The sequence below is a fragment of the Providencia sp. PROV024 genome, from assembly GCF_032709665.1.
Classification (GTDB): Bacteria; Pseudomonadota; Gammaproteobacteria; order Enterobacterales; family Enterobacteriaceae; genus Providencia; species Providencia huashanensis.
In genome coordinates this window covers 1,983,612-2,004,611 of the sequence record NZ_CP120545.1, presented here as the reverse complement: position 1 = coordinate 2,004,611, position 21,000 = coordinate 1,983,612, and the positions used below count along the sequence as shown (strand labels likewise).

General features: G+C 38.5%; 25 protein-coding genes. 9 read left to right on the top strand and 16 right to left on the bottom strand.

Going from position 1 to position 21,000, the window contains the following annotated elements; genetic code table 11:
• Positions 1-18: 18 nt before the first annotated feature.
• The 3 genes from P3L56_RS09290 to P3L56_RS09280 form a co-directional block, all read right to left on the bottom strand.
• Entirely contained in the window at positions 19-696 is a 678-nt protein-coding gene (locus P3L56_RS09290; RefSeq protein WP_131679970.1) for a molecular chaperone, read from the bottom strand.
• The gene (locus P3L56_RS09285) at positions 689-2,053 is read right to left on the bottom strand and encodes a radical SAM protein (RefSeq protein WP_166684881.1); all 1,365 of its coding nucleotides are present in this window, start codon (positions 2,051-2,053) and stop codon (positions 689-691) included. The genes P3L56_RS09290 and P3L56_RS09285 overlap by 8 nt, the downstream gene beginning before the upstream one ends.
• Positions 2,054-2,837: 784 nt before the next feature.
• Positions 2,838-3,299 (bottom strand): Lrp/AsnC family transcriptional regulator, encoded by a 462-nt coding sequence (locus P3L56_RS09280; RefSeq protein WP_042843960.1) that lies wholly within the window; start codon positions 3,297-3,299, stop codon positions 2,838-2,840.
• Positions 3,300-3,470: 171 nt separating this feature from the next.
• Between P3L56_RS09280 and P3L56_RS09275 the strand changes: the two genes are divergently transcribed.
• Positions 3,471-4,082, top strand: a complete 612-nt coding sequence (locus P3L56_RS09275) for a LysE family translocator (protein WP_048607063.1) — start codon at positions 3,471-3,473, stop codon at positions 4,080-4,082.
• Here the strand turns inward: P3L56_RS09275 and P3L56_RS09270 are convergent.
• Together P3L56_RS09270 and P3L56_RS09265 are read right to left on the bottom strand one after the other, a co-directional pair.
• Entirely contained in the window at positions 4,079-4,645 is a 567-nt protein-coding gene (locus tag P3L56_RS09270; RefSeq protein WP_042843962.1) for a HutD family protein, read from the bottom strand. The genes P3L56_RS09275 and P3L56_RS09270 overlap by 4 nt on opposite strands.
• Positions 4,646-4,737: 92 nt before the next feature.
• A complete protein-coding gene (locus tag P3L56_RS09265; protein ID WP_272686007.1) occupies positions 4,738-6,162 on the bottom strand; it encodes a PLP-dependent aminotransferase family protein in 1,425 nt (474 codons plus the stop codon).
• Between the two features lie 227 nt (positions 6,163-6,389).
• Here P3L56_RS09265 and P3L56_RS09260 point away from each other — a divergent pair, with 227 nt between their 5' ends.
• The 5 genes from P3L56_RS09260 (at position 6,390) to zinT (ending at position 10,946) form a co-directional block, all read left to right on the top strand.
• Positions 6,390-7,727 carry a cytochrome ubiquinol oxidase subunit I gene (locus P3L56_RS09260; RefSeq protein WP_210831857.1) on the top strand — a complete coding sequence of 446 codons (1,338 nt, stop codon included), beginning with the start codon at positions 6,390-6,392 and terminating at the stop codon, positions 7,725-7,727.
• Positions 7,717-8,727, top strand: a complete 1,011-nt coding sequence (gene cydB / locus P3L56_RS09255) for a cytochrome d ubiquinol oxidase subunit II (RefSeq protein WP_042843966.1) — start codon at positions 7,717-7,719, stop codon at positions 8,725-8,727. The genes P3L56_RS09260 and cydB overlap by 11 nt, the downstream gene beginning before the upstream one ends.
• Complete coding sequence (locus P3L56_RS09250; RefSeq protein WP_048607056.1) at positions 8,684-8,863, top strand: DUF2474 domain-containing protein; 180 nt, start codon at positions 8,684-8,686, stop codon at positions 8,861-8,863. The genes cydB and P3L56_RS09250 overlap by 44 nt, the downstream gene beginning before the upstream one ends.
• Positions 8,864-9,264: 401 nt before the next feature.
• Positions 9,265-10,104, top strand: coding sequence for a siderophore-interacting protein (locus P3L56_RS09245; protein ID WP_210831856.1), 840 nt, complete (start codon positions 9,265-9,267; stop codon positions 10,102-10,104).
• Between the two features lie 197 nt (positions 10,105-10,301).
• A complete protein-coding gene (gene zinT, locus P3L56_RS09240) occupies positions 10,302-10,946 on the top strand; it encodes a metal-binding protein ZinT (RefSeq protein ID WP_042843968.1) in 645 nt (214 codons plus the stop codon).
• A gap of 67 nt (positions 10,947-11,013) precedes the next feature.
• Here zinT and phoH read toward each other — a convergent pair whose 3' ends face one another.
• The 4 genes from phoH to P3L56_RS09220 form a co-directional block, all read right to left on the bottom strand.
• Entirely contained in the window at positions 11,014-11,799 is a 786-nt protein-coding gene (phoH, locus tag P3L56_RS09235; protein ID WP_042843969.1) for a phosphate starvation-inducible protein PhoH, read from the bottom strand.
• A gap of 494 nt (positions 11,800-12,293) precedes the next feature.
• Positions 12,294-13,244: an endonuclease gene (locus tag P3L56_RS09230; RefSeq protein WP_164975511.1), complete on the bottom strand. Its 951-nt coding sequence runs from the start codon at positions 13,242-13,244 to the stop codon at positions 12,294-12,296.
• A 244-nt stretch (positions 13,245-13,488) separates the two neighbouring features.
• Positions 13,489-13,959 (bottom strand): threonine/serine exporter, encoded by a 471-nt coding sequence (locus P3L56_RS09225; protein ID WP_042843971.1) that lies wholly within the window; start codon positions 13,957-13,959, stop codon positions 13,489-13,491.
• Positions 13,950-14,759 carry a threonine/serine exporter ThrE family protein gene (locus P3L56_RS09220; protein WP_042843972.1) on the bottom strand — a complete coding sequence of 270 codons (810 nt, stop codon included), beginning with the start codon at positions 14,757-14,759 and terminating at the stop codon, positions 13,950-13,952. Before P3L56_RS09220 ends, P3L56_RS09225 begins: the two co-directional genes overlap by 10 nt.
• Before the next feature lie 196 nt (positions 14,760-14,955).
• Between P3L56_RS09220 and P3L56_RS09215 the strand changes: the two genes are divergently transcribed.
• Positions 14,956-15,594, top strand: a complete 639-nt coding sequence (locus tag P3L56_RS09215; protein WP_042843973.1) for a TetR/AcrR family transcriptional regulator — start codon at positions 14,956-14,958, stop codon at positions 15,592-15,594.
• Here P3L56_RS09215 and P3L56_RS09210 read toward each other — a convergent pair whose 3' ends face one another.
• Positions 15,595-15,996: a hypothetical protein gene (locus tag P3L56_RS09210; protein ID WP_129465846.1), complete on the bottom strand. Its 402-nt coding sequence runs from the start codon at positions 15,994-15,996 to the stop codon at positions 15,595-15,597. It abuts the gene before it with no gap.
• 238 nt (positions 15,997-16,234) lie between these two features.
• On the opposite strand from P3L56_RS09210, the gene P3L56_RS09205 reads away from it, so the two are divergent.
• Positions 16,235-16,528 carry a DUF5339 domain-containing protein gene (locus P3L56_RS09205; protein ID WP_042844358.1) on the top strand — a complete coding sequence of 98 codons (294 nt, stop codon included), beginning with the start codon at positions 16,235-16,237 and terminating at the stop codon, positions 16,526-16,528.
• 75 nt (positions 16,529-16,603) lie between these two features.
• On the opposite strand, the gene P3L56_RS09200 is transcribed toward P3L56_RS09205, so the two are convergent.
• From P3L56_RS09200 to P3L56_RS09180, 5 genes are all read right to left on the bottom strand, one after another.
• Positions 16,604-17,041: a universal stress protein gene (locus P3L56_RS09200; protein WP_042843975.1), complete on the bottom strand. Its 438-nt coding sequence runs from the start codon at positions 17,039-17,041 to the stop codon at positions 16,604-16,606.
• 171 nt (positions 17,042-17,212) lie between these two features.
• Positions 17,213-17,548: a hypothetical protein gene (locus P3L56_RS09195; RefSeq protein ID WP_042843976.1), complete on the bottom strand. Its 336-nt coding sequence runs from the start codon at positions 17,546-17,548 to the stop codon at positions 17,213-17,215.
• A 121-nt stretch (positions 17,549-17,669) separates the two neighbouring features.
• A complete protein-coding gene (locus tag P3L56_RS09190; RefSeq protein ID WP_042843978.1) occupies positions 17,670-18,098 on the bottom strand; it encodes a universal stress protein in 429 nt (142 codons plus the stop codon).
• 111 nt (positions 18,099-18,209) lie between these two features.
• Positions 18,210-18,647 carry a glyoxalase gene (locus P3L56_RS09185; protein ID WP_131679967.1) on the bottom strand — a complete coding sequence of 146 codons (438 nt, stop codon included), beginning with the start codon at positions 18,645-18,647 and terminating at the stop codon, positions 18,210-18,212.
• A gap of 74 nt (positions 18,648-18,721) precedes the next feature.
• On the bottom strand, positions 18,722-19,660 hold the full coding sequence (locus tag P3L56_RS09180) for a Gfo/Idh/MocA family protein (RefSeq protein WP_042843981.1): 939 nt from the start codon (positions 19,658-19,660) through the stop codon (positions 18,722-18,724).
• A 158-nt stretch (positions 19,661-19,818) separates the two neighbouring features.
• Here P3L56_RS09180 and P3L56_RS09175 point away from each other — a divergent pair, with 158 nt between their 5' ends.
• Positions 19,819-20,004 (top strand): hypothetical protein, encoded by a 186-nt coding sequence (locus P3L56_RS09175; RefSeq protein WP_042843982.1) that lies wholly within the window; start codon positions 19,819-19,821, stop codon positions 20,002-20,004.
• On the opposite strand, the gene P3L56_RS09170 is transcribed toward P3L56_RS09175, so the two are convergent.
• Entirely contained in the window at positions 19,994-20,773 is a 780-nt protein-coding gene (locus P3L56_RS09170) for a YaeF family permuted papain-like enzyme (protein ID WP_042843984.1), read from the bottom strand. The two genes, P3L56_RS09175 and P3L56_RS09170, sit on opposite strands and share 11 nt — an antisense overlap.
• Between the last annotated feature and the right edge of the window lie 227 nt (positions 20,774-21,000).

Genomic DNA, 21,000 nt, shown 5'->3' with positions numbered 1-21,000 from the left:
CACTTTGCTTTATTATTATTAATTAACTAATTCATTGATTCTTTTAAGGTCGTTGCGCAAAAAAAGCTCTAAAAGTGAGCTTAATTGGCGATAAAATAAGGTTTCTGCATGGTTATGCATTGCACGGCAAAACGGGGTAATAAATGCTAAAAGATGCGTATCTAAGAATGCAGATGACCCTAGCAATAATTTTTTTGCGTCTTCGCCTAGCTCATTTCCAACATCGGCAATCGCAACAATGCGTTGACTTAAATTCCACATAAAATCTAACTCAAACCCAATATGATCTGCTGCCTCCATGTCACCCTCAGGTAATTGGAACCCATATTTTTGATAAAAGGTTTTTACAGCTAATGTGTTTTCTTGAAACAACAATTTGTCACGGGAGACATAAGTAGACTCCCATGGTGCCGCCGGAGGCGCTTCTGGGCCAATAAATAAGCGGGTAAAATCCCAATGTAAATCTTCAAAACTATCCGCGTTTGCTTGTAACGTCCGTGACTGTAAATCTTTTCCCATTTCCTCAATTGCATTTTTCATCGCGGGTAATGCTTCATCACAAGGGAATAATGCCAACCCCGTATTATCCAAATAATTTAATAACTCAGGGGTAGGTTCTTCTATTAATAAGCGTCTTAATACGTCATAAGCAAATTGACGCGCATAGAGATAATCAAATGTTGGGATGTTATTCATTACAGGAACCTTCATGCAAATCGGCCAATAAAAATTGAGTTGGTGTCGTTAATTCAACCTTCACTTCTTTAATTAAAGGGTTGCCCTGCTCATCAGGCTCAATGATGTGTGAGGTGAGTGCGATGGGTAAATCAACGAGGGAAGTTAAATACAAAATAGATTCGGGATTAAACTGCAAAAAGCCGTGCAACAACTCTTCGTGATAAGAAATTCCCGCTTGTTTTAATAGTCTTGCTACTTGTGGGCGGTCATCACCAAATACTTTGGCGCTTTTATAAAAATAATCGCGAGATGAAAATAGATAATGTTGCCCAATAAGCTGAGCATGTTGCCGAAAAAATGCGTTACTTTGGTATACTTGACCTGTGTGTTTATTCTCCAAGGAACAATAATGCACACCAAGTGATAGCTGTTGTTCTAATGCAAATTTAACCACACGCAAACAAGCTAATTCACTTTGGGAGACAGCAAGCCCACCTGCATACCAATAATTGTAATACACTTCATAAGGGGGGTTTTTAAGTTGAAAGCCCCGTGATTGGTAAGCGTCACTATTTGTTAAAGGAAAACAAAATTCCAATAAGTTAATCCCATCTATACCAATATCATCTAACCGCATGAGTAACTTGTACATTTGCGGCTCAGTGCCTGGGATAACCGGCATCTCCACCATCACCGTCGGGAAAATTTCTCTTGCTAATTCAATGCGGTGTAAAACTTTCTCAATCCGTTCTTCTGCATCATCAATTTTGATGCTAAAGCGAATTTCTTTAAGGCCTGCGTTTGCTAAGGCTACCGCTGTGCTACGGTCTAATGGGTCACCAGCTGTATATAAGCGGCTATGAACCTGAGGTAATTTCTGTTGAACTGCTGCGAAAAACGCAATGCTCTCTTGGCGGAAAAGTAATGGTTCACCTCCCGTTAAAGCAATATGTGTTAGCGGGTATTCTTGCTCTGCAATTGCAGCAACTTCGCCAACAGCGTCCCTCATCTCATGTTGAAAACCTTGGTAGTTCTCTTGGTTAGGATTGAAACAAAAATAGCAGTCGCGGTGGCATTTTAATGATAAAAATGTGGTGTAACTCCCTTCCCCTGTGCGGCACTGCACACAAGCACTCGATAGCCAATGACTATGTATACTCTTTCCATTATTCGCAAAACATGCACCTAGTGCTTTAATATCCTGTTTAAGCTGGTTTATCTCACTTTGCTGTGAAAAAGCAGGTTCAAAACTAAGCCCATATTGAGTAATAGCTTGCTGTGTTTGTCTCTCAATATCCAAATAACGCATAGCATAACGCTTAAACTCAGCGTTATTGATGGTAGGCAACAGCCTATCAGTAATCGGATAAATCATAGTTTTCCTTCAATTTACTGACGAATAGTTTCTTTAAAATTTGAGCTTCATAATTCGAATAAAGAAATATAATAACCATCTAATTCACTGGCAAACTGATAACAGAACAAAGCCGTGCCAATAATTACATTCGTGTTATTGAAATAAACTGAGAATTACTAACTTCATTAAATAAGAAATATTCGCATTATATTTTTTTGATTAATACTAGTATAAGGAAGGGATATAAAATGATGTTGCGCAGGATCAAAAAAAAACCATTTCATTACTGACATATCAAGCAATTAGATTACGCTATCAGTAGTATTGATTTATAAACCCAACAGTTACTATTATTGAGCCAAATACCTAATCAAAAAACGAACCGATATATAAATAAGTACATTTCACATTCTCACACTAAACAACAACGCTACTATTTCACCATAACTTTTCTCTCTATATATTAAAATCAATAATTATATTTCAATTTGTAAAATTAATTTTCAAAATATAATTAAATATCACCTACCCATAGTTAAACAATATTTAATAAATAAAAATTTTATTTTATATTTTACTTATTGTCTTTTCTTAAAATACTAAATAATATATCGGTTACTATTATTGATTCGTCACAACCGCCATAATGCCTGATACAAGGCATATTATGCCCACTATTTTAATTGTTAAATCAAAAAAATGGGGAAATCAGGCTATTTTTACTTACCTGATAACACTGTAGAGCTAACTGAATGTGCCCCAACAAAATTGATAAAACAACAATAAACGATTAGCGATACTGTCATAATGGTAATGCATAAGTCACTTTAACTGTTTCCATTGGCACTTCAGTCTTAATACTTTGAATACTATTAATTTGTGTCAGATGGTCGGCATGGAAACGGCGATATGATGCAAGATCATGTGTCACAATACGGACAAGCGCATCACATTCCCCTGCCATTAAGTGGCATTCAACAACCTCTGGCATTTGCTTTATCTCTTGGACAAATTGATTGATGGTGTGAGCATCCTGCGTTTTAAACCAAATACGCGCAAATAAAGATAACCCCGCCCCAATCTTAGCGCCATCAAGCACCGCAACGTAACGTTTTATCACCCCAGCTTCTTCCAATAATTTAACTCTGCGTAAACAAGGAGAAGGGGAAAGCCCAACTTCTTTAGCTAATTCAATATTTTGAATTTTACCGTCTCGTTGTAAAACCCGTAAAATATGTTTATCTATGGCATCAAGTTTTACCATATTTTCACCTATTGAATCTGAGTGCTATTTTTAAGTTAATTTTTGATATTTAATATCAAAAATTAACGCTTTACAAGCAATAAAAAAACCCAACACTATCGATACATAGTTATAATTTTATTGCGACTGGCCAGTTGTGTTAAATAAAAATAATCAACATGAGGTATTCAAATGGAGTTACAAACTTTGCTGTTATTTAGCGCAACTGTGATCCCTCTGGTATGTACACCAGGACCTGATCTGCTGTTTATTTCTGCTCAAGGCCTTTCCGGCGGAGCCATTGCTGCTTGGAAAGCTAATTTAGGAATTATTATGGGCTATATGACCCATGCTATACTTGCCGCATTAGGGTTATCAGCGATTGTTGCTGCCTCACCAGCCATTTTCCATACAATTAAATGGGTAGGTGTCGCGTATGTGGCTTATCTCGCGGTTTGTATGCTGCTATCAGCCATCAGAACACGTGAAATATGCATTAAAACAGCCTCGACAAAATCAATCATCGGCAAAGCCTTTTTGACCAGCTTTCTCAACCCTAAAGGTCTCTTAGTTTACTTCGCCATCTTACCTAATTTTATCCAATTAAATGAAAGTGTTGCTATTCAATCGTTGATCTTGTCTGCCACTTTTATTTTTTCTTGTATTGTTATTTACGGTGTGATCGGAGCATTATTTGCGTCCATGCATAACAAGCAAACTTATAATGATAAAAAACGCCGCATAACCGAAGGTGTTGCAGGGGGAATGCTGACTTTTGCTGCAATTGGCTTAGCAACCAGCTAGTGAGGCAACAACTCAATCCAAATTAATTTGCTATCGGTGCTAAGTGGCTTAACCTCCCCTTCACCGATATCAGGAAGCCACCAGCCCCCTTGCCCCTTTGCCATTATGTTACAATTTCCACCAAAAACCTCCCACTGGCCCTCAAGTACATAAACAAGACCTGCTTGGTTTGCCGGTAACCTACGTTTTTCAGTCACTAAATAATTTTTAACGCTCCACCTATCTTGTCGAAAAATAAAATTCAATAATTGAGTTGAGGGTTGCTTTATATTAACTGCACAATACTGCTGAGCAGAAAACTGAATACTGTCACCCACTTGCCCTAGTGGATATTCAACACCCTTGTTATCGGTTAATGAAAGCGGCTGTTTATTAAGCAAGATAGCTAGCCTTTCGCCTTCGGCATAGCGTTTTAAGTAGCTATCTTTATTAATCGTTGCAATACTTGCACGTAAAGAGTAATCCGATGCGACAGGCCAGCAAAAAACCTCTTGGCTAAACCCCCCGCCATCATTCCAATCAAGGATAGGTAACTCCGTCATATCAAAACATTTTATTTTCACATTACCCCCTATGCTGCCATTGGTACTTGTGGTTTTAGCTTAGATTGGCAAAGTTAGTCTCTCAAGGCAATGAATTAACAACAATAATGTGACTATTCGCGCCTCTCATTAATTAAATAGTGACATAAACGACCTAAAGTTTTCATGGCCTCTTCTACTTGCTCGTTCCATGTAAATGAAGCATTCAGACGAAATGCATGATTGAACTGCTCGCTCGTTGAAAACATACTACCAGGCGCAATACTGATCCCTTCTTTAAGAGCCAATTGATAAAGACGAATAGCATTAAAAGGTGCTTCAAATTCTAACCACAAAAAATACCCGCCTTTAGGCATATTAACTTTTACTGAAGCCGGCATATATTTTGCTATGGCCCCGAGCATCTGATGTTGACGTTGCTCCATAGTTTGCCGCAGTTTACGCAAATGATTGTCATAACCGCCCAGAGAAAGATACTCAGCAATCGCCAATTGAGTCGGTACACTGGCAGAAACTGTGCTCATCATTTGTAAATGTTGAATTTTTGTCGCGTGGTGACCAGCCGCAACCCAGCCAACCCGATAACCCGGCGCTAAACATTTGGAAAATGAAGAGCAATGGAAGAAATTACCTTTGGTATCTAAAGCCTTAGCAGGGATGGGTTGTTTATTGCCAAAATAGAGTTCACCGTAAACATCATCTTCAATTAACGCAATTTGGTGTTTATTGAGAATATCAACTAAGCGCTTTTTGTTAGCCTGTGGCATCGTACCGCCAAGGGGGTTTTGATAGTGAGTCATTAACCAACAGGCTTTAATTGGGTATTTATTCGCTATCTCTTCAAGTGCATCTAGGTCGATACCAAAGATAGGGTCAGTTTTGATAGCTATTGCTTTGAGTTTTAAACGTTCTATCGCCTGTAAAGAACCATAAAATGCTGGAGACTCGATAACAACCCAGTCCCCTGGTTGCGTAACTGATTGTAAGCTAAGAACTAAGGACTCCATCGCCCCAGCTGTAATGACAATTTCATCGGGTGCAACGTGGATCCCTTGAGTGGCATAACGTTGGGCAATATTACGCCGTAATTGCTCATTCCCCGGTGGAAGGTTCGCTGGTGTATTAAATTTTGATAAGCGCCTTGCCACTGAAGCTAGCGATTTAGCAAGCTTTGGTTCATCTAACAGGGCGGGGTCTGGAAATGCGGAGCCAAATGGGATAATATCAGGGTCCTTACAAGCTTGTAGCACACCAAAAATAGAGGCGTTAATCTCTACATTCTCATTTAAATGTAGCCCTTTTCCTCCCTTTGCCGCAGCAAATGAATTATTACGGTTAGCCACATAGTAGCCTGATTGCGGGCGAGCAACGACCCAACCTTGGCTTTCGAGTAATTGGTAGGCTTGTACCACGGTCATTAAACTCAGACCTGATTGCTTAACGCTTTCCCTAAGTGAAGGTAATCTGTCACCAACTTGCCAGATATGGTCTTCAATTTGTTGACGAATTTGCGCTGCTAACTGTTCATATCTCGTCATAGCCGCCTCAACTGTTATAGTTAATTTCTCAATAATTGTTACTATTATAGTTTATCGTCTCATGTTCTACTTATCCACACATTCACCTGACTTTTTTTAACTATAAGCACAAAACATTTTTAGCTGTATTCCGGCGTTAACGATTTTTTGCTAGGGATAAGCGCTTCGATTGTTATCACCAAAGCTTTAAATGGGCGTGCCATTAACATTTCCATTCAGGGGTCAATATGTTTGGACTAAGTGCGTTGGAACTCGCCCGTATTCAATTTGCGTTTACGGTCTCGTTCCATATTATTTTTCCCGCCATTACGATTGGGCTAGCGAGTTACCTCGCTGTGCTTCAAGGTTTATGGCTTAAAACTCGTGATGAAGACTATATAAAGCTGTTCCATTTTTGGTCAAAAGTTTTTGCGGTTAATTTCGGAATGGGTGTCGTTTCTGGGTTGGTAATGGCTTATCAATTTGGGACTAACTGGAGCTTCTTCTCTGATTTTGCAGGCGGTATTACTGGGCCATTACTAACTTATGAAGTCCTCACTGCATTTTTCTTAGAAGCGGGTTTCCTTGGTGTAATGCTGTTTGGTATGAACCGTGTGGGTGAAAAACTTCACTTTTTTGCGACTTGCATGGTCGCACTCGGAACCATTATCTCAACATTCTGGATCTTAGCATCTAACAGCTTCATGCAAACGCCACAAGGCTTTGAAATCATTGATGGTCGTATTGTACCCGTTGACTGGTTGGCCGTTATTTTCAATCCATCCTTCCCTTATCGCCTACTGCACATGACAACCGCAGCATTCCTTGCGGCAGCTTTCTTTGTCGGTGCTTCTGCTGCATGGCACCTACTAAAAGGTAACAAGTCCAGTGCCATGAAAAAGATGTTTTCCATGTCACTGTGGCTAATTTTGGTATTAGCCCCCGTTCAAGCTTTGATTGGTGATGCACACGGCTTAAATACATTGAAACATCAACCAGTTAAAGTTGCTGCAATGGAGGGCCATTGGGAAAACAAACCCGGTGAAGCGACGCCGCTTATTTTATTTGGTATCCCCAACCAAGAAAAAGAAAAAACGGAATACGCTATCGAAATCCCTTATCTGGCAAGTTTAATTTTAACACACAGCATTGATAAACAAGTGCCAGCGTTAAAAGAATATGCACCAGAAGATAGGCCAAATGTGTTTATGGTGTTTTGGTCATTCCGCGTCATGGTCGGGCTAGGCTTGTTAATGATAGTTGCTGGCGTGTGGGGGCTATGGCTGCGTTATCGTAAAAACCTTTACGAGTCAAAAGCATTTTTACGTTTTATTTTCTTCATGGCACCTTCTGGTTTAATCGCTATTCTTGCAGGGTGGTTTACCACAGAAATAGGCCGCCAACCATGGGTTGTCTATGGGTTACAGCGAACCGCTGATGCTGTTAGTGCACACGGTGAAATGCACATGAGTATTAGCCTAATCGCTTTCTTTATCGTCTATGGCAGTGTATTCGGTATCGGTTACATGTACATGATGAAATTAATTCGTAAAGGTATCGCGGAGGACGCAACTCATGGGCATTGATTTACCTCTCATTTGGTTTGTCATCATTGTATTTAGTATGTTGATGTATATCGTAATGGATGGCTTCGATTTAGGTATAGGGATCTTGTATCCAGCCCTGAAAGATAGCCAAGACCGCGATTTGATGATGAATAGCGTTGCCCCCGTATGGGATGGCAATGAAACTTGGCTGGTTTTAGGTGGTGCCGCCTTATTTGGTGCATTCCCACTCGCCTATGCAATTGTATTAGATGCTCTTTCTATCCCTTTAACCTTCATGTTATTAGCGTTGATTTTCCGAGGTGTTGCTTTTGAGTTCCGCTTTAGAGCAGACGAATCGCACCGTCGACATTGGGATCATGCCTTTATTTGGGGGTCTATTTTCGCCACATTTGTACAGGGTGTGGTTGTCGGGGCATTTATTCAAGGCTTCCATGTTGAAAACCGCGTTTACATGGGGGGCTATTTTGATTGGTTTGCGCCGTTCCCACTATTTTGTGGTTTTGGCTTAGTCGTGGCATATGCGTTGCTCGCTTGTGGCTGGTTAATCATGAAAACTGAAGGCCACCTACGCCGTACCATGTATCGTATCCTGCGCCCATTAACCTTACTGATGTTAGCTGTTATTGCAATCATTAGCTTATGGACGCCAATGTTAAATGAAGCTGTGTTTGACCGTTGGTTCTCACTCCCTAACCTATTCTTCTTTTTACCTGTTCCATTACTAGTATTAGGCTGCACTTGGTTGATCTTAAAGAGTGCTAAACGCCAGCAACATGATAGCGTGCCATTCTTGGCGGCACTTTTACTGATTTTCCTTGGTTTTACTGGCCTAGGGATCAGTATTTGGCCAACGCTCATTCCGCCAGTAATTAGCTTCCGTGAAGCCGCTGGTCCACCGGAAAGCTTGGGCTTTATGCTCGTTGGTGCATTATTCATTATTCCCGTTATTTTGGTTTATACCTATTGGAGTTACTATGTCTTCAGAGGAAAAATTACCCCAGACCAAGGCTACCACTGATAACGTGATAGCCTCACCTTGGTGGAAAAAACTTGGTTGGATGGCGGTCATTTGGCTAGGGAGTGTATTCGCGTTATTCGCATTCTCTTATCTATTTAAGTTAATGATGACCGCCGCCGGAATGAAAGTGAAGTAGTTAACCTATTGAATGCCGTATAGTTTATATACGGCATATTTTATAAATACGCTGAGTGCATTCAGTGAGTCAAAAGAGTTCATTGCCTAAACGTTACAACGTAACAAAGTACCTTTTTACATATTCAGTCAATTTTTCATGCCTTCAAATGTATTCTTACGACCATACTATACCGCTTTATTTTACTGATTTATCGATTAACCCCTGCTGAATACTCATCCCATCGCTATTCCTTAAGTGGCGGCTATCAGTACAGATCAATCACTCAATTGACTACCGGTTAATAAAACACAAAAATCCTCCCCACAATCATAGACTATGTATTGCAACTTTTCGGCATATTCATGATAATGATAATAATTACCATATAATAAAATTATCATTAACATAGGAGATTGTCCGTGGCTACCGAACAACCCGTTGAAAAAAATATCTACCGCCCGGCTCCACCACAGCTTATCCAAGTTAAATCGATTAGGGATGTCAGCCCTTCTATCCGTTGCATTACCTTCACCGGAGAAAAACTCAGTGCTTATCCTACAGGTTGTGAAGGTGGGCATCTGAAAATTTTTCTCGCTCCTGATTTAAAAAGCCAGCCAGCATTACCTGTATTAACAGAAAAAGGTCGTAGTTGGCCAGAAAATGAGCCCCGCCCATTTGTGAGAACCTATAGTGTGCGTGCTATTCGTCCTGAAATAAAAGAAATTGATATTGAATTTGCAATGCATGATGGCGTGACAGGCCCCGCTTATCTTTTCGCTCGGGATGCAAAGCCGGGTAATTGGATGGGGATCACCAATCCTGGTGGTCCAGACCCACTCTTACCTATTAGAAAACACTATTTTATGGCTGGGGATTCTAGCTCATTACCAGCCATTGCCGCATTACTAGAAAAAATGCCTAAAGATGCACAAGGTAAAGTTGTTTTACGGTTAGATAGCCAAGAAGATATTCGTGAATTAGAAAAACCACAACATGTTGAAATTATTTGGATTTGTGGTGATATCACTAAAACGGATGCGTTAATCTCTACTTTTAAATCATGGGACATTCCAACCAGTGATACTGCTTTTTGGATTGCCGGAGAAGACCAAATAATTCGTGATTTACGCCGTTTTATTCGTCGTGAAAAGGGTTTTGGCCGTGACGATATTTATGCTATCCCATACTGGCGTCATGGCTATGATGAAGAAGGTTACCATCATGAACGCCACGCCGTAATGGATAACCCAGACGATTAAAACCCCCTCTACTCGCTTATTAGCCCTAATAAGCGAGTTTATCTACCCCACCAAACTGTCATTCACAAACGCCACCATTTTATTGCATCGCTTAAAAATGACGTTAAAACACTTTTCATTGCCATTAATGTTATGTTATAACATACCCATCATTTTCTTATCCACTCGATAAAATAGGGAAAATTATTGTGTACAAAATGGCAATTCTAAAAGCGAGCTTATGCACTGTTCTTGCTGTAACCAGCTTTACTGCAACTTCTCATGGTTCACACAGTCACGCTCATCCCCAATCAGAAAAAGCACTTCAAGCTTCCAAAGGGGTTTTTGATGATGCTGATGTCAAAAATAGGTCACTGAGTGATTGGCAAGGTATTTGGGTATCCGTCAACCCATTATTATTAAATGGAAAACTTGATGAAGTGCTCGAAAATAAAGCGAAAAAAAATAAAGATAAAACCGTTGAAGAGTACCGAGAGTATTATAAAAAAGGCTATGCAACGGATGTTGATAGCATCGGTATTGAAAATGACATTATCGAATTTACCCAAAATGGTGTCGTAAATAGCTGCCACTACACATATTCTGGTTATAAAATACTGAATTACGTTTCGGGGAAAAAAGGTGTTCGCTATTTATTTGAGTGCCAAGACGCAAACTCGAAAGCACCAAAATATATTCAATTTAGCGACCATATCATTGAGCCGCAAACCTCGGGCCACTTCCATTTATATATGGGTAATGATTCGCAAGAAAAATTATTAGGGCAACTAGAAAATTGGCCAACCTACTACCCTTATACTTTAACCGATGAACAAATTGTGCACGAAATGTTATATCACTAATCAACCGCTTTCAGATTAAACAAGATGCCCCGTAACTAACCACGGGGCATCAGCAATAATGACGATATTAATGGTTATAAGCCAACAATGCCTTATGACACAATTGTGACCGAACACAATCTTCAATCGTGAAATTCACCATTGAGACCATTTCATCACTACTAAAACGTTGTAATGCATCTGCCAACCCTGATGGCACATTCTCAGGTAAATCACATTGTGTGACGTCACCATTAACAATTACCGTCACATTCTCACCTAATCGGGTTAAAAACATCTTCATTTGTGTGACTGTGACATTCTGCGCTTCGTCTAAAATTACAATCGCATTTTCAAAGGTTCTACCACGCATATAGGCAAATGGCGCTATTTCCACCTTAGCAATTTCAGGACGTAAACAATATTGTAAAAAAGAGGCTCCTAACCTTTTCAGCAAAACGTCATAGACAGGACGAAAGTAAGGTGCAAATTTTTCCGACATATCCCCCGGTAAGAAACCGAGATCTTCCTCCGCTTGAAGAACAGGTCTTGTCACAATAATCTTATTGATATCTTTATGAATTAACGCATCCGCAGCAAGTGCAGTACTTATGTAGGTTTTCCCACACCCCGCTTCACCATTAGCAAAAATTAATTGCTTATGCTTAATGGAATTAATATAGAGCTTTTGAGCGTCATTTCTTGGCAAGATAGGAGATTCATCACGACGTTCTTTTGCCATACCAATAGGCTCAATGCCTGTAAATTCAGCAAAAGACGCAACATTATTCATATCAAACCGACCAGAACGGTCTTTACGTGATGAACGTTTCATTTCACGACGTGCCTTTGTTGCAGCTTTCTGTCTACTCATAGTATTAACCCTTCCAGGTATCAGTGATGTCAATTCAAATGACGGACTATTCAAAACAGAGAGGAGCTCCCTTCAAGCTCATAGTTAATGGTGGAACTTGTGCTTGGCGATATAATTTCATTTCAGAAAAGTCACCAATAAAAAACCGGTTACCAATCTCACCATGACAGTTCCATGATGGAGTGGTAACCGGTTTTTCATACACCTAAATAAACAATTATTTCCCATTAGTTTCTCCTGTGACAGCGATACCTTTAAACTAATGAATCTGTATGACATTAATATGACAAACTGCAACATTTTTTGAAACCCGATGAGCTCATGTTTTTGCTACAGTTTTTTATTTACATTAAATATAGCGTTATTTTTTTTCGAAAAGCAACATTTTTCTAACATTTTTTAATGGTTTTGTGATAAAAAACATTTGGTGTCATAGCTAAAAAATAAAATAAGCTAATCAAATAATTACCTAGTTAGGTGAAATAAACATATCGTCAACGTGGTTTACAATTTCCCGCTAATATAAAACCAGCTGCTTTAGCCTCGGCCTCTGTTGCAAACATTTTAGCATTTTTATCTGCGGTGGTTTTAAAGCCTGAACAGTGTGAAAAATGGTATTTTTTTGAGTTAATGTTGCCTTTGATTTCATAGGATTCAGGTCTATTTGTCACTCGTTGCTGATTGTGACTATAAGTGGATGATGACGGTTGTGAAACACGCAACCCTTCCCCTGTATTTTTATGATTTAAACGCCATTTTTTTTCCCCTGTCACAAATGGATTATGATGCCCCATGACTTTTGCTATTCGCTCATCTCGTTGCATTTCCCACTGACTAGGCGGATATTTTTCATCCCAAGCCATTAATAATTGTTGCTGTTGGCGTGACATCGATAAATTATAACGGTCATGCATATAAAAATAGACACGAGCAACTTGGCCTTTGACTTCATTACGGGGCTCAAATACCCTCTGTGCAAAGTCTACACGGCTCTGGCACATTCCATACGGATAAGCTACATCATTGCCCAATTGCCCAAAACGGTAATTGCTTCGGTCACCATTAACTTCCCCTATGGATGGAGCCAAATTATGCAAATCAGCCTCCATCATCCCAAATACTGGGTCAGTTGAAACACAATTTTTTCTGCCGCCTTTTTGCCAACATTGTCGTTGATGCCCAAAGACCCACGCCGGAACAATATGCTCCCATTCAATTCGTTGAGCACGTGTTTGCTGTTTACGCACTTGGTAGCCGCAGGAGGCTAAATCAACTTGTCCACCGCTTTTGCCTGACCATTCCCACTGACAACCACAATATAGGGTCCCTTCGCCCTGTTTATTTTGGTCTTTATACACCTGATTTTTACTGAGAACTTTAGCTTCTGTAAACGAATTTGGTGATGAAAATGCAGGAATGGAAAAAAGAATAATTATAAAAGGAATAAAACGTTTAACGTATTTAAATACACTGGATTGTTTCAAAATAGCACCGATGACTAGAATAACAGCAAAAAATAAGAATAAGGTGATAGGATTAACGCTAACACCTTAAAGTATATAAGAAAATATACATCTATTCTAATCAAATAAAAACACAAATGGTATCAGGAGTCACTCAATTTTATCTATTAAAACCATGATGAGAATTTATGCAAAGTTAGTAGAAACTGTTACTTTTAATTTATCATTAAACACTCGGCCTTTTGCGGTAAAGCCATAAACCAGGTAACGAGATACCAATAGATAATGCCCCAACGATAAAAGATGCTTTGAGAAAATTAGTAACTAAAACCTCAATTAACTCAGGGTTATAACCAAATTGAGAGATTTTCACGACCGAAATCATCGCAATATAAGCACTAATTCCCGGAAACATCGGTATCACCGCAGCGACAGTAAAAACCTTAGGGTGTGCTAACCACCAGCGAGACCACTGAATACCAATCACCCCAACGAGTATAGCGGATACAAAACTGGCCCATTCTATTTGTAAACCAAATTCAATTAATACAATTCTAGAGCCATAACCAATCGCGCCTAATAATGCACAATATTTTAATGCTCTAGCAGGAACATTAAATACCATAGCAAAACCTACCGCAGGGATTGCAGCTAACGCCATCTTTTCAGCTAATTCAAGTAGAAAACTTATGCCCATTCTCTTAAATCCCATATTGTCATAGCAACTACCACACCAATACATGTCGCTAATGTCAGCAAACTTGCCATGGTCCAACGTGCAACCCCTGTATTGACATGCCCTTTGAACATATCAGCAACCGCATTGATCAACGGAAAACCAGGCACTAACAGCAATACGCTTGCTGCCATCGAGATGGTTTCTGTAACCGCCAAATATGGGATCTTCAACAATAGGCCTGAAACGGAGGTGGCAACAAACGCAGTCATACAGAAATTAATCAACGGGTTCATTTGGTGAGACGTTAAGACTTGGCGAATATACATCGCACATCCACTGGCTATAAATGTAATCAATGCACTTTCCCAGCCCCCGCCATTTAAGGTACTAAAACAAGCACAAGATAATGCCACCATGAATACCATTAACCATCGGGGGTAACGTAACGGTTTAATTAACGACAGTTTTTTCTGCAATTGTTTACTGTCTAATAAATGATGCTCTACAAGGATCACCGCATGTTGAACCTCAGTAACAACATGCATGTTAATCCCACGATCAATAATACGACGAGTGGATGTTAAACAACGCCCATCAATAATTGTGGTCAATACCAGTGAATTCGATGAAATTGCACTATCAACTTGACTTGCCCCAAGAGCAATACCAACACGTGTCGTAAGTTGTTCAACTAACATACTTTCGGCACCATGCTGTAAGAGAAGTAAACCACACTCGATACACAGCCTGGTTATTTCTCTCTGCTTATTAATTGATTCATTCTCGCTGACGTTTTGCTCTGTTGCACACCCTACCATCTCGTCCCCCCTAATGACATCCATTCAGATATCGACTTAAACATGTTAACCTCTAAAATATCATAGAGCTAAACATACGTTGAATTTATGATCTCTTTCAGGTAAAAGCGCGAATAAGGTGACTTGATTCAAACTATTTTGGTAAAATTGATAACATTATTTTGTTGTTGAGTAAAAAGGGGAAGATTAATCATTTATGAATAACCCATTAGTGGCTAAAACCCCAAAAGGGAAACGCCGTAATCAAGCATTAATCACTGCCGCTGCTGATATTTTTCTTCAGTATGGTTTTGAAGGGGCGACTTTGGATATGATTATTGAGCGAGCGGGTGGTTCTCGTTCTACCCTGTACAAAAACTTTGGTGATAAAGAAGGGTTATTTGCAGCCGTGGTTGCCGCTATGATAGATGACATCTTTATTGAGCCAAATGAAAAAGCTCCAAAACTCGATACAATTGAAATGGTTTTATCATTTTACGGTTCCCGCTTTCTCTTGAATGTCCTTAAGCCACAATCCATTGGTTTATATCGGCTAATTCTTGGCGAATATAACCGATTCCCCGAAATCAGTCAGGCCTTTTTTGAACAAGGCCCTGTAAAAAGCTACCGTTCACTCACACAAAAACTCAGTCAATTACCTGATGTTAAAGTGGATGAAACAACACTCCTAAGTATTTCTTCCCGTTTCCTAGAAATGTTAAAAGCGGATGTATTCATTACAACTTTTTGTGTCGCTGATTTCAAACCTAGCGATGAATTTATTGAACAACAAATCACCCTTTCTGTTGATATCATTGCCAGCTATATACGCAAAATAAGTTCCACTGCAATATAACTAAATTAAAGCTAACTCAGCTTGCTCTTTGGCTGTTTTAACATCAACGGCTAACAAAACTTCAGGACCATACAATTCTGATAACATAGGTGCCATACGTTCTTTTTCTTCTTTATCGCTGCCATCTGGTTGCAACGTCACAACCATGGCACGGCAATGTTGTTCCATAGGTTCTTTTGCATATTTTAGCCAACGGCGTACATATTTCATCCCTTCCATATCTTCCCTCGATGGTTTTTCTTGCACGGCAATTGGCGGATAAACCAACACAAATTGCTCTCTTCTCGCTAATAGTAAATCCATTTCCTCTACCCATAAGCGTGTTTCATCCATTGATGTAGGAAAGGTATTCATTACACAGACAGGCCAGTTCTCTGTGCTGACTATAATTTTATTTGCCATAGTTATTCTCTCATACCAATAAAGTGTACTTGAATGTACACTTTTTCGCTGCACTAAGTCAAGAATGATTATCATTTCTATTTTGCAAAATATGCTATAACGCCAAGTTATGGAAAGGAATAGTCTTAATATGTATGTAATTTTTATATCTTAAAAACATTAGCAACCTTTGAGTGGTGCGTTTTTTTATATGGAATGTTATCCTGATTATATTATGACTTTTAAAAGCGAAATTATGATGAAAAGAACTCTTCCGTTAATCTGTGGTCTATTTGTGGCTCTAACCGCTTTTAATGCAAGTGCAGGGCCAACATGTGATACCTATTTTAAAGAAATGAATGATCTGGTTAAACAAGCAGAAGAACAATACAAAGACGAAGCTAATGCGGGAGAGCAAATTGCCTTAATGAAATCCCAATTAGAAGAGGCGAAAAAGGCATTAGCAAGCTACCCCGATGATGCCCAAGAGCAAGCCTGTAGCCAAGCCCTTAAAGCTATTGAACAAGCGAAAGAAGCGGTCAAAACGAAGTAGTTTCGTTCATGTATATCACCTAAAAAAATACAGCCTAAAATTAGGCTGTATTTTTATTCTTACTTGCAATTCTTTCTAGCGAACAACAAGTACTGATATTTTAGCGTAAGAAACAATACCTGAAGCATTAGAACCTAATAAATGGGTTGAAATACTCGGATTACGAGAACCGATTACAATTAAATCAGCATTAATACTTTCAGCTTCTGATAACACTTTATCTCTTGGTGAACCAAATTCAACCTTATAAGTGATTTTGTCTGAAGGGTAATCAATTTTTTCAATAATTTCTTTTAATTGCTCTTCAGAACGTTCTACTGCTTTTTTAGCGAAAGAAGACAGTAAATCATAATGATAGCTATAGCTCATAGAGAACCTTGAAACATCAGGTACTGAGTGGAATAAGTGAATTGTCGCATTAGTCATTTTAGCCAAGTAAACAGCATGTTTTAATGCGTTATCTGTTAGTACATCTTCAGATATATCCACGGGAACCAAAATTGTCTTATACATATGATGCCCTCTTTAATTGTGTTTATCCTCTTTTAAACCGTATTTTAGTTAATTTTTACGATTTAATCGTTAGGAAGTGCGGGTGAATATTTACTATTTCATCGATAAAAGTATAGTATTTCTATTGTAAAAAAGCTGTGAACTTCCCTAACATTACGACAAAAAATAGACCTATTCTTCTAAATGCCATTTATGCAAAATACGATGAATAAAGGGTGTTACAATCAAGCCAATACTGATAATAAAAACACTTTGTAGAAATAAACCATAAATAGCAATAAAAAAGCGACCAGCACGCGTAATCGGTGCAGGCTCTATTGGTTGCCCACTTAGCATTGATAATGCATTTAGCATTGACTCAATCAGTGAGTGACCTTCTATACAATAGAAACCGATAATACCGGGCAATAACCCGAGGAAAAACACCAAAAGCGATAACAAATAAAAACGCAAAACTCGAAGCAAGAAATACTCAATACGTAATAATTCTTTTGAAAATTTTTCCATAGGGATTCAAAAATTCCTTACTATAAATAAAATAGATTCTATACTTTACCCACTAAATTTATAACTAAAGAAATCCTATTTAGAAAGAACCTACATTTATAGGTAGGTTCTTATCTGTAAATTAACGAACAACAAGCACTGAAGTTTCTGCGTAACGAACAATACCCGCAGCTGTAGAGCCTAAAAGATGAGTCGTGATATTCGGGCGGCGTGAACCAATGACAATAATATCAGCATTGATATCCTTTGCAGTATTAATCACTTCATCACGAGGGGAACCAAATGTAATGGTGTAGCTAACATGATCATGAGGTAGATCTATAGAATCCATTAGCATTTTCATATCCTCTTCTGCTTTAACTGTTGCACGGTCTTTTATTTCCATGTAACCCAAAGCATAGGCATTAATAATTGCAGATGATATAGGCAAAACGTGAATAAGATGAATGTTAGCACCCGATTGTTTTGCAAGATTGACAGCATGACGAACCGCTTTACTGGTTAATTCATCTTCAGTTAAATCAATAGGGACCAGAATCGTTTTATACATAACCCCTCCACAAAATAGTTAAAATTAAGATTTACCATAAAATTATAAACAATTAGCTAAGAATGTCTCTCATTCACAAAGATAAATGAGATCTCTAGCGATAATTTAAAGCTATTCTCTTAACCAAGGTGTAACTGTTAATCCAATAAGAATACCTTCAGGACTTAACAAACGAGTTACCGTTTGTCCCCAAGGCTCAATTTGATTAGAGACTAATAATTTATAGCCATGTTCGAGGCAAGTTTGAGTGATTTTATCAATATCTGAAACTTCAAATTCCATCCAACTTTGGGGGATAGGAATTTCAACTGGCCATTGTCGTTCTTTAAAACAAGACAATGCTGCTTGCTCAATCGGCCAAAGTGCAAAATGTTTAGTTCCATTGAGAGCATCTTGCTCACAAGTCAAATACTGACTCCCCTCTTCTATTGGTTTTAAGGGCAGTTTTAGTACATCCAAATAAAAATGCTGACTCATTGAGTGATCAACAACAATGGGGCCAAAACCCGCAATAAATAACACCTCTGAACTATTTGTTAAGTTTAGCATATGGGGATCTCACTATCATGGCTGCTGAAATAAAAAAATGATAATCGACTTTATATTTAACTCTAACTATTTAATTAAGTATTCGCCATTTGCTTTGATTCTAAAATCATTTTTTCAACCAGCCTTTGAGCCATAATCGCCTGCTCACCACTGATCAATGGTTGAGACTGGTTTGAAACCGAGTCAATAAAGTGACGAATTGCCCCATCGAAACCACGTTGTAGTAAGGTTGAATCCCAACTTCCGGGATTTGCCTCATGAATACCAGTGCCGTCTTCACTTCGCCAATGATTCATATTGGTTATTTGGTGTATGCTATCTTCTGCCACAGCAATCAGTTTCTCTTGTTGGCTCCCAGCTTTTCGATGCATAGATGTCGTTAGCCAACATAGCCCTGCTTGTATATGGTGTTCCGCGTAAAAAAGTTCACCTTGTGATGTTGCTTGAATATTTCCACTGATTAATTTCGCCTCTGAGTCAGCCCCCGCCATCCAAATTACGGTGTCGACCACATGCAAGTAATCATCTAATAATGTGAACCTAACATCTTTTGGTCCAACACTGTTCGTACGATGTTTTTCCATACGAAGTGAAGAAATATTTTGTAAGTCATATTTTAAAGCCATGTAGAAAGGTGAAAACCGGCGATTAAAACCAACCATTAACCCTTTCTGTCGAAGGTCTGCTAATTCAATTAATTGCTCAGACTGTTCAATCTGCTCAGTTAATGGTTTATCGACATAAACATGCACATTTAAATCTAATAACCTTTTTATGACCTCATAGTGGCTTGCAGTAGCACTATGTACAAAAACCGCATCACACTGCTGAGCGAGAGAATCAAGACGACTAAATAGCTCTATTCGATATCTGTCACAAACTAATCTGGCTTTCGATTGATTCGGCGAAAATGCGCCTATTAATTCCCAATTATCTTCCTTGGTTAAGATGGGTAAGTACGCCTTTTGCGCAATTGAGCCTAAACCTACGACACCAATTTTTAGTTTTCTCATACTGAATACACTCTATAGTCGATTATCTAGGCTGAAATAATCGCATTAAACGATTTTTTTTAAATAAAATTATTAGTAAAAACACAAAAAAAACAGCTTAATTAACATTAACTAGTTGTTTTTCATGCATAAATAAAATAAATCAGTAGAAATAAAGAATGAGTAGCAATACAAAAAAAGGGGTTGATTTATTAAATGAGAATGGTTATCTTTTACCTCGTGAATACTTGAGTAAATTACTCAAGTTTATCACAAACGACATTGCTCACATTGCTTCCAGTTTAGCAGGCCAACTTAATACGTTGGCCTTTTTTTTGCTTGTAAAACAATGCGCTATTTTTTAAAGATAGCGTTACTGAAGCTCCACGATTTCAAATGGCCAACATAAACTAAGCGCTGAGTTGGCATAAACGTTGGCACATCCCCTGTACGCATATGTAATATATCTGCTGGGGTTATCCATGATGAATTTCCTTCAAATAAAGGAATACCTGCATATTTGTATGCATCAATAACGAACTGAGAACAAAAGAAACCATTTGCTTGGTCTACGTCATCACCTAACTGGACTTTAGCTAACGTCTGTAGACAAAAATTGCGTATTGTTTCACCAATTAATGGTAGTTCACATATTCTTTTTGTCACCATCCAAGGGGCTATCATCACAATACCTTTATAATTATATTTACGCCCATCATTACGCATCGAAAATTCACGTAATTTATCTGCGTGTAGTGATGTAAGACCCGACTGTCGCAATACCACCATATTATTCGAATCCCTTACGGCTTGGTTCAATGAAATAACTCTCACACCACTGCCAACAGATTCAGCAACCTCACCAAGTCCCAAATAAATAGATGCATGACTTACACCACTAATACTAAATAGCCTAATTCCCCACGAGTTTAACCCTGTCGCTGAAGACAAAAGAATATCGCCAGGCAACATGTCGGAAACAGCAAGTGGTTCAACGGAATCTTTAATAGGAATAGTATTGGCATGTTGGATACTGAATTTTAAACGATTTGTTTTTTCATCTGATTTAAATTGAGTAGAACACCCTGTTAAAAACATATAACACAAAAACAACAACCAACAGTAAGATTTCATCCAAAAGCGCCTAATCGTAATCATTATTTTTCATTTTATACAATGGATGGAATCTTAATGTTTAATTATATTTCTGACTACAATTATTGTTATAAAAAATTATATTCAGCTAAATATGATTAATTTATTTCGTATTAAAAATAGGATAAGAAATGAGTTTTTTATTAAAAACTAAGTGAAGAGTGTTATTTTAACCCCCTAGAGGGTACTAGAGGGTTAAAAATAAT

Coding starts and splice junctions, on each gene's coding strand:
- P3L56_RS09170 (WP_042843984.1), bottom strand. CDS start 20,773: ATGAAATCTTACTGTTGGTTGTTGTTTTTGTGTTATATGTTTTTAACA.
- P3L56_RS09205 (WP_042844358.1), top strand. CDS start 16,235: ATGAAAAGAACTCTTCCGTTAATCTGTGGTCTATTTGTGGCTCTAACC.
- P3L56_RS09190 (WP_042843978.1), bottom strand. CDS start 18,098: ATGTATAAAACGATTCTGGTCCCTATTGATTTAACTGAAGATGAATTA.
- P3L56_RS09250 (WP_048607056.1), top strand. CDS start 8,684: ATGTCTTCAGAGGAAAAATTACCCCAGACCAAGGCTACCACTGATAAC.
- P3L56_RS09175 (WP_042843982.1), top strand. CDS start 19,819: ATGAGTAGCAATACAAAAAAAGGGGTTGATTTATTAAATGAGAATGGT.
- P3L56_RS09265 (WP_272686007.1), bottom strand. CDS start 6,162: ATGACGAGATATGAACAGTTAGCAGCGCAAATTCGTCAACAAATTGAA.
- zinT (WP_042843968.1), top strand. CDS start 10,302: ATGGCAATTCTAAAAGCGAGCTTATGCACTGTTCTTGCTGTAACCAGC.
- P3L56_RS09260 (WP_210831857.1), top strand. CDS start 6,390: ATGTTTGGACTAAGTGCGTTGGAACTCGCCCGTATTCAATTTGCGTTT.
- P3L56_RS09275 (WP_048607063.1), top strand. CDS start 3,471: ATGGAGTTACAAACTTTGCTGTTATTTAGCGCAACTGTGATCCCTCTG.
- phoH (WP_042843969.1), bottom strand. CDS start 11,799: ATGAGTAGACAGAAAGCTGCAACAAAGGCACGTCGTGAAATGAAACGT.
- P3L56_RS09200 (WP_042843975.1), bottom strand. CDS start 17,041: ATGTATAAGACAATTTTGGTTCCCGTGGATATATCTGAAGATGTACTA.
- cydB (WP_042843966.1), top strand. CDS start 7,717: ATGGGCATTGATTTACCTCTCATTTGGTTTGTCATCATTGTATTTAGT.
- P3L56_RS09225 (WP_042843971.1), bottom strand. CDS start 13,959: ATGGGCATAAGTTTTCTACTTGAATTAGCTGAAAAGATGGCGTTAGCT.
- P3L56_RS09195 (WP_042843976.1), bottom strand. CDS start 17,548: ATGGAAAAATTTTCAAAAGAATTATTACGTATTGAGTATTTCTTGCTT.
- P3L56_RS09220 (WP_042843972.1), bottom strand. CDS start 14,759: ATGGTAGGGTGTGCAACAGAGCAAAACGTCAGCGAGAATGAATCAATT.
- P3L56_RS09180 (WP_042843981.1), bottom strand. CDS start 19,660: ATGAGAAAACTAAAAATTGGTGTCGTAGGTTTAGGCTCAATTGCGCAA.
- P3L56_RS09185 (WP_131679967.1), bottom strand. CDS start 18,647: ATGCTAAACTTAACAAATAGTTCAGAGGTGTTATTTATTGCGGGTTTT.
- P3L56_RS09290 (WP_131679970.1), bottom strand. CDS start 696: ATGAATAACATCCCAACATTTGATTATCTCTATGCGCGTCAATTTGCT.
- P3L56_RS09280 (WP_042843960.1), bottom strand. CDS start 3,299: ATGGTAAAACTTGATGCCATAGATAAACATATTTTACGGGTTTTACAA.
- P3L56_RS09215 (WP_042843973.1), top strand. CDS start 14,956: ATGAATAACCCATTAGTGGCTAAAACCCCAAAAGGGAAACGCCGTAAT.
- P3L56_RS09285 (WP_166684881.1), bottom strand. CDS start 2,053: ATGATTTATCCGATTACTGATAGGCTGTTGCCTACCATCAATAACGCT.
- P3L56_RS09210 (WP_129465846.1), bottom strand. CDS start 15,996: ATGGCAAATAAAATTATAGTCAGCACAGAGAACTGGCCTGTCTGTGTA.